This is a genomic window from Pedobacter sp. (assembly GCF_035566355.1).
In the GTDB taxonomy this organism is placed as follows: Bacteria; Bacteroidota; Bacteroidia; order Sphingobacteriales; family Sphingobacteriaceae; genus Pedobacter.
In genome coordinates this window covers 1-13,748 of sequence record NZ_DATMRL010000709.1, presented here as the reverse complement: position 1 = coordinate 13,748, position 13,748 = coordinate 1, and the positions used below count along the sequence as shown (strand labels likewise).

At 39.5% G+C, this 13,748-nt stretch carries 19 protein-coding genes; 14 read left to right on the top strand and 5 right to left on the bottom strand.

Annotated elements, in window-relative coordinates; genetic code table 11:
• The 11 genes from VNZ46_RS27930 to VNZ46_RS27880 form a co-directional block, all read left to right on the top strand.
• The coding region (locus VNZ46_RS27930; protein ID WP_325564757.1) for an outer membrane beta-barrel family protein at positions 1 to 1,589 on the top strand (1,589 nt) is incomplete at its 5' end.
• Between the two features lie 168 nt (positions 1,590 to 1,757).
• Positions 1,758 to 2,615: an STAS domain-containing protein gene (locus VNZ46_RS27925; protein WP_325564755.1), complete on the top strand. Its 858-nt coding sequence runs from the start codon at positions 1,758 to 1,760 to the stop codon at positions 2,613 to 2,615.
• Positions 2,616 to 2,626: 11 nt separating this feature from the next.
• Positions 2,627 to 3,037: an STAS domain-containing protein gene (locus VNZ46_RS27920; RefSeq protein ID WP_108553295.1), complete on the top strand. Its 411-nt coding sequence runs from the start codon at positions 2,627 to 2,629 to the stop codon at positions 3,035 to 3,037.
• Positions 3,018 to 3,431 carry an anti-sigma regulatory factor gene (locus VNZ46_RS27915; RefSeq protein WP_199082282.1) on the top strand — a complete coding sequence of 138 codons (414 nt, stop codon included), beginning with the start codon at positions 3,018 to 3,020 and terminating at the stop codon, positions 3,429 to 3,431. The genes VNZ46_RS27920 and VNZ46_RS27915 overlap by 20 nt, the downstream gene beginning before the upstream one ends.
• Positions 3,424 to 4,431, top strand: coding sequence for an ATP-binding protein (locus VNZ46_RS27910; RefSeq protein ID WP_325564751.1), 1,008 nt, complete (start codon positions 3,424 to 3,426; stop codon positions 4,429 to 4,431). The genes VNZ46_RS27915 and VNZ46_RS27910 overlap by 8 nt, the downstream gene beginning before the upstream one ends.
• A gap of 1 nt (position 4,432) precedes the next feature.
• Positions 4,433 to 5,635 carry a sensor histidine kinase gene (locus tag VNZ46_RS27905; protein ID WP_325564749.1) on the top strand — a complete coding sequence of 401 codons (1,203 nt, stop codon included), beginning with the start codon at positions 4,433 to 4,435 and terminating at the stop codon, positions 5,633 to 5,635.
• 30 nt (positions 5,636 to 5,665) lie between these two features.
• A complete protein-coding gene (locus tag VNZ46_RS27900) occupies positions 5,666 to 6,034 on the top strand; it encodes a response regulator transcription factor (RefSeq protein ID WP_325564747.1) in 369 nt (122 codons plus the stop codon).
• 143 nt (positions 6,035 to 6,177) lie between these two features.
• Complete coding sequence (locus VNZ46_RS27895) at positions 6,178 to 6,675, top strand: DinB family protein (protein WP_325564744.1); 498 nt, start codon at positions 6,178 to 6,180, stop codon at positions 6,673 to 6,675.
• A gap of 10 nt (positions 6,676 to 6,685) precedes the next feature.
• Positions 6,686 to 7,252 carry a dihydrofolate reductase family protein gene (locus VNZ46_RS27890; RefSeq protein WP_325564742.1) on the top strand — a complete coding sequence of 189 codons (567 nt, stop codon included), beginning with the start codon at positions 6,686 to 6,688 and terminating at the stop codon, positions 7,250 to 7,252.
• A gap of 90 nt (positions 7,253 to 7,342) precedes the next feature.
• Positions 7,343 to 7,579: a UPF0175 family protein gene (locus VNZ46_RS27885; protein WP_133782915.1), complete on the top strand. Its 237-nt coding sequence runs from the start codon at positions 7,343 to 7,345 to the stop codon at positions 7,577 to 7,579.
• Complete coding sequence (locus tag VNZ46_RS27880) at positions 7,551 to 8,030, top strand: DUF3368 domain-containing protein (protein WP_325564738.1); 480 nt, start codon at positions 7,551 to 7,553, stop codon at positions 8,028 to 8,030. Before VNZ46_RS27885 ends, VNZ46_RS27880 begins: the two co-directional genes overlap by 29 nt.
• A gap of 59 nt (positions 8,031 to 8,089) precedes the next feature.
• On the opposite strand, the gene VNZ46_RS27875 is transcribed toward VNZ46_RS27880, so the two are convergent.
• Positions 8,090 to 8,401 (bottom strand): helix-turn-helix domain-containing protein, encoded by a 312-nt coding sequence (locus tag VNZ46_RS27875; RefSeq protein ID WP_325564736.1) that lies wholly within the window; start codon positions 8,399 to 8,401, stop codon positions 8,090 to 8,092.
• Between the two features lie 119 nt (positions 8,402 to 8,520).
• Here VNZ46_RS27875 and VNZ46_RS27870 point away from each other — a divergent pair, with 119 nt between their 5' ends.
• Both VNZ46_RS27870 and VNZ46_RS27865 read left to right on the top strand, forming a co-directional pair.
• Positions 8,521 to 8,952 carry a DUF6194 family protein gene (locus VNZ46_RS27870; protein WP_325564734.1) on the top strand — a complete coding sequence of 144 codons (432 nt, stop codon included), beginning with the start codon at positions 8,521 to 8,523 and terminating at the stop codon, positions 8,950 to 8,952.
• Between the two features lie 296 nt (positions 8,953 to 9,248).
• Complete coding sequence (locus VNZ46_RS27865; RefSeq protein WP_325564732.1) at positions 9,249 to 9,764, top strand: hypothetical protein; 516 nt, start codon at positions 9,249 to 9,251, stop codon at positions 9,762 to 9,764.
• A gap of 105 nt (positions 9,765 to 9,869) precedes the next feature.
• Here the strand turns inward: VNZ46_RS27865 and VNZ46_RS27860 are convergent, their stop codons facing one another.
• The 3 genes from VNZ46_RS27860 to VNZ46_RS27850 all read right to left on the bottom strand — a co-directional run bounded on the left by VNZ46_RS27860 (position 9,870) and on the right by VNZ46_RS27850 (position 11,758).
• Complete coding sequence (locus VNZ46_RS27860) at positions 9,870 to 10,262, bottom strand: nuclear transport factor 2 family protein (RefSeq protein WP_325564730.1); 393 nt, start codon at positions 10,260 to 10,262, stop codon at positions 9,870 to 9,872.
• 79 nt (positions 10,263 to 10,341) lie between these two features.
• Entirely contained in the window at positions 10,342 to 11,187 is an 846-nt protein-coding gene (locus tag VNZ46_RS27855; protein WP_325564728.1) for an AraC family transcriptional regulator, read from the bottom strand.
• A 61-nt stretch (positions 11,188 to 11,248) separates the two neighbouring features.
• Positions 11,249 to 11,758: an SMI1/KNR4 family protein gene (locus VNZ46_RS27850; RefSeq protein ID WP_325564726.1), complete on the bottom strand. Its 510-nt coding sequence runs from the start codon at positions 11,756 to 11,758 to the stop codon at positions 11,249 to 11,251.
• A gap of 280 nt (positions 11,759 to 12,038) precedes the next feature.
• Between VNZ46_RS27850 and VNZ46_RS27845 the strand changes: the two genes are divergently transcribed.
• Complete coding sequence (locus VNZ46_RS27845) at positions 12,039 to 12,809, top strand: DUF2310 family Zn-ribbon-containing protein (RefSeq protein WP_325564724.1); 771 nt, start codon at positions 12,039 to 12,041, stop codon at positions 12,807 to 12,809.
• A gap of 89 nt (positions 12,810 to 12,898) precedes the next feature.
• Here the strand turns inward: VNZ46_RS27845 and VNZ46_RS27840 are convergent.
• A partial coding sequence (locus VNZ46_RS27840; protein WP_325564722.1) for an RNA polymerase sigma factor occupies positions 12,899 to 13,748 on the bottom strand: 850 nt, incomplete at its 5' end.

Here is a 13,748-nt window from a genome sequence, read left to right as displayed (position 1 = left end):
ATTTAAGTCAGTATACTATTTTTCAGGGACCCTCTTCTTATGCGTACTGGGATATGAACAGAATCAATATTTCCAGGGCTAAAGCACATAACTATACTGCTGGTGCAGATTATAATTTTTCTGATAACCAGGTGATTGGTGTGCTGGTTACCGGTGACAATGCTGTAACTCATGGCGGCAATGCGGCGACAACTCATATTTACAATAATTATCATACGAATCCTGATTCTGTGCTGAACACCAACAGCGTTAATGGTGGACGTACCAATCAATATAGTTTTAACCTGAATTATAAAGCAAAGCTGGATAGTTCCGGCAGGAGCCTGAATATTGATCTGGATTATGTTCCTTATACCAGGAGCGACAATGTACAGCTGAGTAACTTCACTTATTTGCCTGATGGTGGGGGAGGTTCTGCTCCTTACCATACGTTTTTCCCCTCTACTCAAAAGATAAATATATGGTCGGGGAAGATAGACTATACTTACAAAGTGGGTAAAAGATGGTCGCTGGAATCTGGCCTTAAATATACAAGTACGGTGAGCGAAAACCAGTTTGAATTTTATAATACAGCGGGAACTGTTCCTGTATTTGATCCGTCGAGAAGTAACCAATTCAGGTATACGGAAAATACGGGCGCTGGTTATACCAGTATAAGTGGCGAATTTGGCCGCTGGAATTTTAAAGGAGGGATACGTGCGGAATATACAACAACCAAGGGTGTATCGCTTTCTCTGGATTCTATCAACGTAAATAAGTATTTGCGGATATTTCCTACTGCATTTGTGACATATAAAGCTTCAGAAAACGATGAGTTTGGTTTTAATTACTCCAAAAGGATAGAAAGGCCGGATTACAGACAGCTGAATCCTGCAAAAAATTATTTATCTCCGTATAATTATGCAAGTGGCAATCCATTCCTGAGGCCAGCCGTGATCAACAGCCTTCAGTTGAGTTATACTTTACATCAGAATTATACTTTCGCTGCGGTATACACCCAAATTGACGATCTGGCCAGTAACGTGACTGTTCAGGATAATGTGAACAGAACTTTTTATAATACACAGCAAAATATCGGTAGTATCAAAGATCTCGGAACTGAACTGTCTTCAGTTCATCATCCGGTGGCGTGGTGGGAAATTAATAACACAGCACAGGGATATTTTAGAAGTCAAAGTTCTGATCAACCAGGAAATACGTATAATTACCACCAGTTTTATTTTTATCTCAGAACTGATCACGCCTTTACCATTGATAAAAACAGTGGCTTGAAGGCAGAGTTGAGTGCCTGGTATAATAGTGCAATACAGCAAGGAACATTGCTGGTTGCTAAAACCTATGATATCAGTGCCGGGATCAGTAAACAGGTGTTTAATAAACAGGGAACCCTGAAATTCAGCGCTGCTGATTTGCTTTACAGTAATCCGTACCGGATTTCCATTCAGAATGAGGGCCAGAATAACGGGATATATCAAAGAAATGATACGCGCACATTTACGCTAAGTTTTTCTTATAAATTAGGTAAAAGTGTAGCAGCAGCAAGACAAAGGGCTACAGCAAGTGAGGAGGAGAAGAAAAGGGTGAACTAGGGTAAGGAAACGGAAAAGGTGGCCGAATCGTTTGGAGAAAAATGGAAATCTAATTTGTTTAATTTTTTTTATAATTTTCTTTTACAAAATCATATGACTACCTTTCGCGCCTAATTAAAATAATCACGTCTGGTGAGTCTAGAATAAAACCTTAACCTGTCATTCAACATGTCATTTAATTCGCATAAATTGCTACAAAAACAAAAAAAGAACATCCTTGAACTTTGGATGAAAAATCAACTGGCAGACGAAGGTCTTCGTGAAGACCTGATCAGTAATGAAGATTTGAGAGGTCAATCTGAAGAGCTTATTTCTTCCTTAGTCAATAACCTGACCTCTAATGATATGGAAGATCTTGATGGTGAAAACTGGAACCCGGTTATTGAAATTTTGGGCGGCATTGCCATTACCAGAGCAAGACAGGGATTCAGTCCGCGGGAAACCGGCCGCTTTGTATTTTCTCTGAAAGATGCATTGTTAGCCATTTTGCAAAAGGAAATCGCAGATTCGAAAACGCTGTTTGAAGAATCTACCAAGATCAGCCGTGTAATGGACAATTTGAGTATTATTACTTTTGAAACCTTTATTAAAGGCCGTGAAGAGGTTATTTTAAGGCAGACAGATGAAATTGCTGAAATTTCAACTCCTGTCATCCGTGTGTGGGACGGCATTCTTGCTTTACCTATTATCGGAACCCTGGACAGCTCAAGGACCCAGATCGTGATGGAAAACCTCCTGCAGGAGATCGTAGAAACCGGTTCCAGCATTGCTATTTTAGATATATCAGGCGTACCCGCTGTAGACTCGCTTGTTGCCCAGCATTTGATCAAAACGGTTAGTGCAACCAGATTAATGGGGGCAGAATGTATCATTAGTGGCATTAGACCTGAAATTGCCCAAACTGTTGTACATCTGGGTATTGATCTTTCCAATATCATTACCAAAGCAAGCCTTGCCACTGCACTTGCATATGCCTTTAAGGTCCTTAGACTGGAAGTAAAAAGAACAACAATATCTAAAAACTAAATTATATCGCCATGGATAAAATTCCTATTCTTAGGATGGGAAACTTCTTGCTGGTCACCATACAAGTAGATTTGTACGACCGGCTGGCACTGAATCTGGAAGCTGATTTGGTACAGATGGTTAGTAAAACCAATGCAAGAGGTGTATTAATTGATATTTCTGCTGTATCTATAGTAGATTCATTTATGGGTCGGATCATCGGAAATATTGCCAGTATGTCTAAAATCATGGATGCGGAAACCGTTGTTGTGGGCATGCAGCCCGCAGTAGCCATTACGCTTATTGAACTTGGACTTCCATTAAAAGGAGTTCATACGGCATTAAACGTTGAACGCGGCATGGATCTTCTCAAATCTATGATCGGTAGCACGGAGGAGGAATCCGAAGAAGAAGAGGAAGACGATGATTCTGTCGCTGAGTAAGGATAATATTCAGGTGGTCAGAGAACAGGATGTGGTCTTGTTGCGAAACCGCGTAAAGGAAGTTGCCGTGAAAATCAAAATGGGGCTAGTGAACCAAACTAAACTTATTACAGCTGCCAGTGAGTTGCTCCGCAATATGCTGAGGTATGCAAACGGTGGCAGCTGCCTGATTGAAGTGGTTTCTAAAGGCAGGGAAAACGGAGTCCGGCTTACTTTTACAGACAAGGGGCCGGGCATTGCGGATCTTGCGCTTGCCATGAAAGATGGTTACTCAACGGGCAGAAGCCTTGGTTTGGGCTTACCGGGTGCAAAACGCCTGGTTAACGAATTTGATTTAAAAAGTAAAGTAGGAGAAGGAACGACAGTGATGATTTTAAAATGGGCCAATGGTTGATGCCACACATACCAGCTTTCTGGCCAATGACAGGAGCTATTTTTCTCTGCTGAAAAAAGACATACACCGCTTGGCCGCAGAAGCCGGCCTGGGGCAAAAACGTCTCTCCGAGCTGGATATCATTGTTGCAGAACTGACCAGCAACCTGTTTAAGTATGGAGAAAACGGGGAAATACTTTTTGGCGTATTTCAAAATGGAGAAGCGCCTTATATTGAATTGATTTGCATTGATTCAGGCCCTGGTATGCACAATCCGACCAGAATGCTTACAGATGGGGTTTCTACAAGCAATACGATGGGACATGGTCTGGGAAGCATAAAACGTTTATCGGATAATTTTGATATTTATTCGCAGGTGGGATGGGGCACTATTGTGCTTAGCCGCATTTACATCGGCGGAAAATCATTAAAAAAAATGCCGGTAATGATCCGCCCCCTTGTTTTATCTAAACCCGGTGAAACCACCAGCGGCGACGGAATAACTTATAAGCTTACCAAAGACAACATCAAACTGATGCTCTGTGATGGGCTCGGCCACGGTCCGGAAGCCAATAAAGCCATCAACGAGGCCGCGGCCTCTTTTAGGGTATTTCCTGAGGTTAGTCCTACAGCAACGCTGAAGTTTATCCATAGTTCTATTAAAAAAACTCGTGGAATGGTGGCCAACGTTGTCAATTATGATTTTCGGACAAAGCTCTGGACTTCTGCTGGTATTGGAAACATTGCTGCGAGATGGATGGGGCCTGGTATGAATAAAAATCACATGAGCTATAATGGGATCGTTGGGCATAATATACCTGCAACGATGAACGACCAGCAATACAGCAGTGAGGAATATAACCAGCTGATTTTATGTTCAGATGGGATTAAAACGCGCTGGGATTTGAACAAATATCCTCTTATTCAAAAATGTGATCCAGCTATTCTGTGTGCAGCGCTTTACAAAGATCACGCTCGCGGAACCGATGACATGTCTGTAGTAATCATTAAAATTAATTAAGATGACGGAGATAATCGCCATATCGCTTGAAAACGAAATGGACCTTGTGCTGGCCCATAAAAGATCTATGAAAGTGGCTGAAAAACTGGGGCTGACTATTGCTACGCAGACCACTTTTGCCACAGCTGTATCTGAGGTAGCCCGGACAGTAATCGATTACACCAATCATGGGATGCTCAATATTTATATAGATGGTAAGGTGCCCAGATTTAGTTTGATGGCCCAGATCATTTTTAACAGTGAGGCCAGACCGACCCGTTCGGATGAGGGATTTTATTATGCACAAAAGCTTGTTCCCGAGTTTGAAATGAGCAGTTCGGGTTCAGATCATTTGATCAGCATGCGTATCGGGCTGCCAAGATCTCTTAAACTGGATCAGCTAAAGATTAACTTATTGAAAACCTTTTTTGATTTGGAAGGCCCGATTAATGCCTATGAACAGATCAAACACAAAAATAGCTTGCTCCATAAGATTACAGGTGAACAGGAGATAGAAATTAAACGGGAACGGGAAATTAATGAGAAAAAGAACGAATTCATCTCTATAGCGAGCCACGAAATCAAAACCCCTATTACCATAGTCAAGGCATATGCCCAAATGCTCAGGATGATGCGTTCAGAATGCAGTGACAAGGCCAATGAAATTATTGACCGGCTTAACGGGCAGACCACTAAACTGGGTTACCTGGCCAATCAGCTCATGGATGTATCCAGAGTGGAAAACGGAAGCCTGGAATACAATTTCGAGAGCATAAAAATAAATCAGTTTATCGGCGAGGTTCTTTCTGTGCTTAAGCATGTTTATCCAGGAAATGAAATCAGCTGGAATGCGGGGCAGGAAATAGAAGTCCAGCTGGATAAGCTGCGTATGGAACAAGTGCTGACTAACCTGATCGGAAATGCATCAAAATACTCTTCGGCTAGTTCGGTTATACAGATTAACAGTGTTCTGGAAGCAGAACAAATTAAAATCGCTGTTGTTGATACTGGAATTGGAATGTCGAAAGAAAATGTTGAACGTATTTTTGAAAAATTCTATCGCAACAAAGAAATAAGGGACAGCCATCCCGGATTAGGGATGGGCCTTTACATTACCTCCAAAATCGTTACTGACCATGGTGGAAAAATATGGGTGGAAAGTAAGCCTGGAAAAGGCTCTGTTTTTCACTTCACGATACCGCTCTCCACGCTTAGCAAAAGCTAAACTTATTGAAGAAAAAGATCAAATACAGACATGGCAATTAAAGTTTTTATAGTTGAAGACAATGAAGATATTGGCTTTATCCTGGAAAGTTATCTTTCAGAGGAAGGATTTGAGGTGAGCCTTTTCTCCAGTGTTAGCGCTTTTAAGGCTGTATATCCTTCCAGATTGCCTCAGGTTTTCCTTTTGGATGTGATGTTACCAGACGGGGATGGCATTGCACTGTGCAATGAGATAAAAAATAACCCTGAAGCCGGTGCATTGCCAGTCGTGCTGATGTCGGCACATTCCCCTGCTGAACAAATCGTAACCAAATCTAAGGCGGATAACTTCATCAAAAAACCTTTCGATCTGGAACTGATTCCCAAAACTCTGATAGAGGCTGTTCAACGTTTGATATAGGCTTTCCTGACGAGAAAATACCTGAACAACGCAGTGTCCTGGTGTATGCCCCGGAGCAGGTTTTATCCTGTTGTCGCGATTACCATTGCTTTTGTCACAATTCAACCCTATGGATTTCAGGTTGATGCGGTAACTTTACTCCTATGGAACTAGATAAAGCATTTCAACAAGCAACAAGTGAGTTGATCACGTTGTTGGAGACATTGGACGAAAATGAACTGAACAGGAAACCTAAAGACGGAGAATGGTCTCCCGGGCAAATTGGTGATCATCTATTCAAATCCTATGCATCTGCGGAAACCATGACCGGACGTACGGAATCTACTCACCGCAAGCCTGATGAAAAAGTCCAATCCATTAAAGAGGTATTCACAGATTTTAATATAAAAATGAAGTCTCCTGAAGCAATATTACCCTCTGAGGAGCACCTTGATCCATCTCATTTATTGGAGAATCTACGAGATCGTACTGCGCAGATCGTGAAAATTATAAATACCAGGGATCTTTCTAAAACCTGTCTTGATTTTGCCATTCCAGAATACGGTGCATTTACGAGACTGGAGTGGGCTTGGTTCAACACGTATCATACTCAGCGGCATTTACATCAATTAAAGCATGTGATTCGATCTATTAAAAAGTAATATTAAAAATATGAGAAAAGTAATTGCAGCAATTAACATGACGCTTGATGGGGTCTGCGACCATACGGCAGGAATTCCAGATGAAGAAATACATCAACATTATACGGACCTGTTGAATGAGGGAGATGTAATTCTATATGGTAGAATAACCTATCAATTGATGGAATATTGGCAACCTATGGTTAAAAAACCTTCGGGTGAAAAAACAATGGACGACTTTGCTGTGGCGATAGATAAAATTCAAAAAATAGTTTTTTCCCACACACTGAATAATATAGGATGGGAGAGTGCAAAGCTGGCCAACCGGAGCCTTGAAGAAGAGGTTTTAGAACTCAAGCAACAAGCAGGCAGGCCTATTTTTGTTGGCAGCCGGAGTTTGATCATACAGCTCCTGAAACTTAATTTGATTGATGAATTCCAACTTTGTATTTACCCTGTTGTTGAGGGAGGCGGTTTGCCATTATTTGAAAATATAAGCGAGAGAACTGTTCTTAAACTGATAAAAACTAAGGTTTTTAGTGGTGGTGCAGTAATGCTTTACTATGCGCCGACAAAGAGGAAATCCGGTTTTGCCTGATGATTCTTTTGCGATTCCCGCAAGTGGTTATATGATTATTTACATAGAAATTGCTACCTTTACGGGAGAACATTACAATATATAAAAGTTATGACTACCATAATGTTAGAAGTTCCTGATAGCTTAGCGGAGTATCAAAACGATACTGTTAGGTTCATAGCTGCTAAATTATATGAATCAGGAAAACTTTCTCTTGGTCAGGCTGCTGATATGGCCCGATTAACCAAACGTACATTTGCTGAGTTACTTGGTGATTATGGGGTTTCTTATATCAATTATTCCGTTAGCGATTTAAACGATGAGCTTGACAGGATCTCGGGAATATAGCATCATCATTACTGATACCAGTTGTTTTATTACCTTAGATAAGATAGGGGCATTTGACGTGTTACATCAAGCTTTTAAAAATATAGTAACTACTCCTGAAATTCAGCAGGAGTTTGGTGGAGAATTGCCCAAATGGATTGAAATCAGACCTGTTCAGGATGTTACACTCAAAGAAGTTTTTAAAGAAAGCGTTGACCCGGGGGAGGCGAGTGCAATTGCACTCGCAATGGAAACTTCAAATGCAATACTAATTATAGACGACTTAAAAGGACGTAAATTAGCATCAAAAATGGCATTAAGTTTCATGGGTACTCTTGGTCTCCTTGTAAAGGCCAAAGAATATGGAGTTATTTCGTCTGTGAAGCCGTACATTGAAAAAATTCAAAATACCGATTTTAGAATTGCATCATCTTTAGTCGATCTGGTACTTGAAAAAACTGGAGAGAAATAACTGTTACCATTATGCTAGCACAAAACTTGGTGATGGCCATTACCGATGAAAGCTTCTGGTTATATGTTTTTTAATGCCCAGTCCTGAACAGCTGCAAGGACGGGTTTCAAGGAAATGCCTTTTTCACTAAGTTCGTACTCTACGGTTGGAGGAACTGTTGCATAGGCCGTTCTGGTAAGAACTCCTGTTTTTTCCAATTGTTTGAGCTCTTTAACCAGCATACGTGTGTTGATACCGGGGATTGATCTTTCCAGTACCTTAAACCTCATTTTACCGGCCATGAGTGTATTGATGATCGTCATGGTCCATTTGCCCGACATCAAATCCATTGCTTCCTGAAATGGACAGGTCTCCATTTTATTTTGCTGCATTGAAAATTTAAAGTGCTGTAAATCAATAAAATTTTACTTTTTGTTACTATTGTACAAAGAGGTAACTACTTGCAAATCTAAAGTTAGCAACAGACATTTACAATTTAACCACAAGCAAAATGATTATGACCATCGAGGAAATTACTGCGTATATCTTATCTAATTTTAAAAATGTAAACGTTACCGAAGCAAATGGTGATCTTTTCTTTATGTATGATCAGGAGAAGATGATGCCTTTTTCAACTATCGTTACTAGTGACAACGATTTTGACAGTGCATCTCAGTTAAACAGGGAGGGGTTCTTTCGGCTGAACATTGGTATTGACAAGGCTTCATTCATGACCACTTTTGAGGGAGTTGCGTTAAAGAAAGGTATTGGTGCGTATGTAGACTCTGGAATAGATTTCACGGCTGAGAACGTTGTGATGCCTCATCCCGTTTATGGAGCAATGTACTGGTTGTGTATCGTGAACCCGGGTAAGGATAATCTGCCAGTATTAAAAAAACATCTTGATATAGCTTATGGTCTGGCTGTTAAAAGGATGAAATAGTTTATTTCCCGGGTGGTGGCTAACGTAAACATAAATTTACGTTCACTCTCCTTTTTTAAATAGTTAATTTTTATAGTTTTGGTTACACACAAAAGAAATCAACTATGAAACTCGTAAACTTTGCAGGGCTAGCTATAGTCCTTCTTATGCTATCTGCATGTAAAAAGGAAACTCATGTACTGGAGCCTGAAAATTCTTTAGAACTACTCAAAGACTCGGCATTCTATACCGTGAATGGGAAACAGTATGTATCCAGCCAAATTGAAAAGGCCACGACGCTTACAACACAATCAAATATGAAAATTACTTCGGGTGTTAATTTTAATTATCTGTTACAAGGTGATCAAGATTCCCTTTTATTTACACGAAGTTTTACTATTAAGGCCAAAAATTCATTTATGATCTTGTATTTTATAAAAGTATATAATAATGCAGAAACAGAATTTGCAAGTGAGAATAATGGCGGTTGGCTAAAATACCCTAAAAACAGGACGGACATTTTTTCTCCAGGAACGTACAGATATGCAACAGATTTTTGGAGAAACAATTCAATATCTGGAATTGCAATCAGGATCATTAATGATAATGGTGAGTTTAAATCCTATGGCCAATCAGATTTAGGTAAACCTGCATCGGTTACTCAAGCGGATCAAAGAGATTCTAAATTTGAAATTATAAGCATACAAAAAAGGAAGTCTGATTATTTATTAGAGGCTAAGTTTAATGTAACTGTTTTTGACGACAATAAAAAGGTGCAAAGAATTGAGGATGGCTATTTAAGATTTAGTGTCCTTAAGGTTCTAAAACCATAAAAACTGTGAGGGATTCGATCCCGGTTAAGCCCCCAAGCCCTCTTTACAATGCGTAAAGAGGGCTTTTTATTTCAATCCTATTTTTAACTTAAGGGATTTCCATCTTTAATGTCTTGAGCCTAAATCTTTATTACTTGAATCGCCACTTATCATATGTGTCAGTTCATTACAATAATTGATTTTACCATTTACAAAATGAAATTCACCAATAACCCTCATTTCCAGGTTTTCGCCGCTCTTCATTTTTACAGTTGCGATGTGATTCGAAAAAAGGATATTCCCTTCTTCAACGAGTGTTTGAAATTCAAAGGTCATTGATGCAACAACTTCTTGCTGAGCGATGATGTGTTTACAAAACTGTTCGTAATTAAGGACTTTGCCATCCACTTCCTGGCGATATTCAAGGGTGAAATACTGGGAGATTGCAGATTCATTGTAAACCGGATTTGCGAATATTTCCCGGAACAGTTCTTTGAAGATTGCTTTGTTAGTTTTCATTGGAATATAAATTTGTTTTAATGCAAAATAACAGCGCTCGTCAATTAGGAAACAGGTCTGATTAGGGGAAAAACATGTACTATTTATGGTAATTATTTCTAAACGCAGCTGGTCTTGTTCCTGTGATCTTCAAAAATAGCCGGTTAAAATATGCGGGGTCATTATATCCTAAATCATAGGCAATTTCTTTTGTGCTACGTTTTGTAAATGCCAGGAGCCGTTTCCCTTCAAGTACAATCTCCTTTTGTATCCAGTTACTCACTGTGGTCCCGGTAGCTGATTTAATGCACTCATTTAAATATGATGTGGATAGATTTAAATGACTTGCATACCAGGACGGTGATTTTTGCTGACGATAGTGTTTCCTTAACAGGTTTTTAAACTGTGCAACAATAGCGGAGCTTCTGTCTGCAGCGTTGGCATGCATATGAAGTGAGGTGCTGGTACAAAGTATCCCGGCAAAAGCAGAAACCAAATGGTTCATCACCGGGAAGCTTTTATGCGTTTTCATGTGGTGCTGCTGATAGATGACCGATAGAATACTTTCCAGTTGTGAGGTTACATCGGGGTGGATAGGTATGGGACTTCCTGCATTGCCTTCCAGCAATATTGACCGGAAACGCTCATCGATCAGGTCACTATTTACCGCCAGTAACCAGCCTTTCGGTGTGTTTACCGACAATAATTGGTGCACACTTCCGGGTAGGACGTAGCAAATACTGCTTTGATGCAATATACTTTTGAAAAAGTCAATTTCCAGCACGCTCTCTCCAGAAATCTGTAAGAGAAAGATTAAATAATCGTCCCGATGTAAGGTGTTCAGAGGCAGCTGACTAATTTGATTTTCCAGATTACGGATATGTAAACCTGGAAAGATTTGGCTTTCCAGATTCAAAATTGGTAGGTCAGCTGCCTTTTTACTCATATTATAAAGTTAGGACTTATGGTAGGATAATCTTTTTCATAAAACAGTAAATAACCTTATTCTATCCCTCTGTCTCTAAATCTTTCAAGACGTTTGTGAAATAATCAATTAAGTTCTTATAGGGATACTCACCGGCAAGCCAGGAAGCAAACATCCAATACTTCCAGTCCTCTTCAGGTGATTTTGGAGGAATAAGGAGGAAATATTGCTCCTCATCAATACCTCCGATTAATATTGCTCTTGCCAGCTCGTTGCCAGTGTCTTTTAAGCTTTCCTGATTATATATTTCAACTACATAACTGTCAATATTGATTAAATAATCAATACAATCCACAGTTTCAAATCTGGGTTGGGTATTATTTCTTATTGCTGCAAATCCATTGGTGATTAAAAGAAAGTCTTTATAGTCCTGGGGGAGTTTTATACCGAGATTTTTTTCAGTTGTTTCTATAGCATCAATTTCTGCAGGTTCATTACCTATCCATTCAGACTCAATTTGTTCTTTTGAAAATATACTATCTCCAGCTTTTATAGATAGTTGGGAAATTCTTTTTAGTACGTTTTTTAGCATAGTGGAACTGAAATTTAGAAATTTGAACTATTTACAGTATGCTTATCAAATTAAGATAATTTAAGTCTTTTCTTTCCACACCAAGTGTTGGATACCTATAGTTGCAGGAATATCCTGGCCGACGGCATGAAGCGAACAAATAGACATCGTGGTTATTAAAGTAGCGCTTAGGTAGCGGAAAGAGCTTTTAAACATGGTTGGTGTTTTAAGATTAATCCAAATATAAGCGATCTGTTTTTATTTTATATCTTAGGTATTGGTATAAAAGGGTTATCATTTCATGTACAAGCAAAAAATAGCGATAACTATAAATTCGGATTTTGATAGAGGCAAATTATATGACGAGTTCATTCTGTTAATGAAAAGTCTTCGCCGGACGGGGCAGATTACGGGTGGGTTTGAATCTCCATATATTGCAGAAAATGAATTGATTTGTTATCAGACTACTCTGGAACAAAACTCGTTGGATTCAATATATAATAATGAATGGGTAAATCTCAGAATCAAAAACTTAGAGGAAGGATGTAATTCTAAATTGACGATTGAAGTTCTCGGAGAACATATCCCATTTTATAAGGACATCTGTGCTTGCGACCTACATGATTCTTACTTGTTGTTTACCACATATCTGAACGAAGGATCAGCGATTGAATGTGGTTCTTGTGGCGGCTCGGTCCCTATTTATAAGATAAAAGGTTTGACAGATAAAGAACGGACTGATATTGAGTCTTGGGAGGGTGATTATATCTCTTGTGATAGCTTGAATATGGGGTGTGGCGTTGGAGAAAAATGGGCTACAAAACAAATGTCTGATTCTAAATCCCAACTTTCGCAAGCTGGTAGGGAACTTTGTAAGAGAATCACAGAATTGACCGGGGTATCCACCTATTATTATCTTTACAACTACCGGGCTATTTCAATTGCGAAGGATAAATTGAGAAAATGTCCTTCCTGCAATGGAGACTGGCTGTTGAACGATAAATGGCTGGGTTTTTATGACTTTAGATGTAACAGTTGTAAATTAGTTAGTACATTAACAAGTAGAAGCTGATTATTTTTTAAACACAATATTTTCAATCAAAAGATCTCATTGTTAATGTATTTTATTGAAAATGAGGTCTTTTGATTGAGCTTGATAAGCTAGCTGGTTTTACCTTTTCTGTCAAAAAAGTCTTCTACATCTCCAATTGCTGTCCGGGTACATCTCATAATAATGTCCTGTAAGTCTGCGCCGGAACTATGCAGGGGATCAATGGCTTGTACCAGTTTTGTTCTCAGGGTAAAAAGTTCTTGCCTGTTGAATTTTTTTGACTCTTTTAACAATTCCAGTTTCATGCGTTCCTCCTGTTGGTTTTGTTTAGGATTAAATATCCCGTTTAGTTGACTGCATTGATCACAAATACCTTCTTTGTTAACCAGGGCGCACCGATGGTCAAAAATACCGGTCATGGTATCCCTGGAAGAGTTTAGCAAGTGCTTTACAACTCCTTCTGTTTTTTCCAGGATGAGGCAGATCTCTTTGATCTGAAAATCATAAATGTCTTTCAAAATCAGTGCGACCTGGTTTTCGATGGGTAAGGTTTTAGAGATACAGGTGAAACAAAAATCGATATGTTCTTTCATTTCATAGACACCGGCGCCGGAGGTCTGGTGAACGACCCTGAAGGATTGTGCGATCTCCGGGGTGCCGATGGCTAAAGAGGCACCCTGATCCTGTGCATCAACAGGCCATCTCTTCAGTTTTCTTAAATGGTCATAAGCAAGGTTCGTCGCTATGCTGAAGATCCAGGTTTTGAAGCTGGAATCCTGATTGAAGGTAGATAACTTGTCAAATGCTCTGATGAACGTGTCATGAGTCAGGTCATCTACTGCATTCCGATCGGTCAATAAACGATAGAGATAGGATTTTAACTGATTTTGAAATTCGGCAAACAATGTCTGGAACGCATTGATGTTACCAGACAAAGCTTTTTTTAGTATTTCTGTGGTT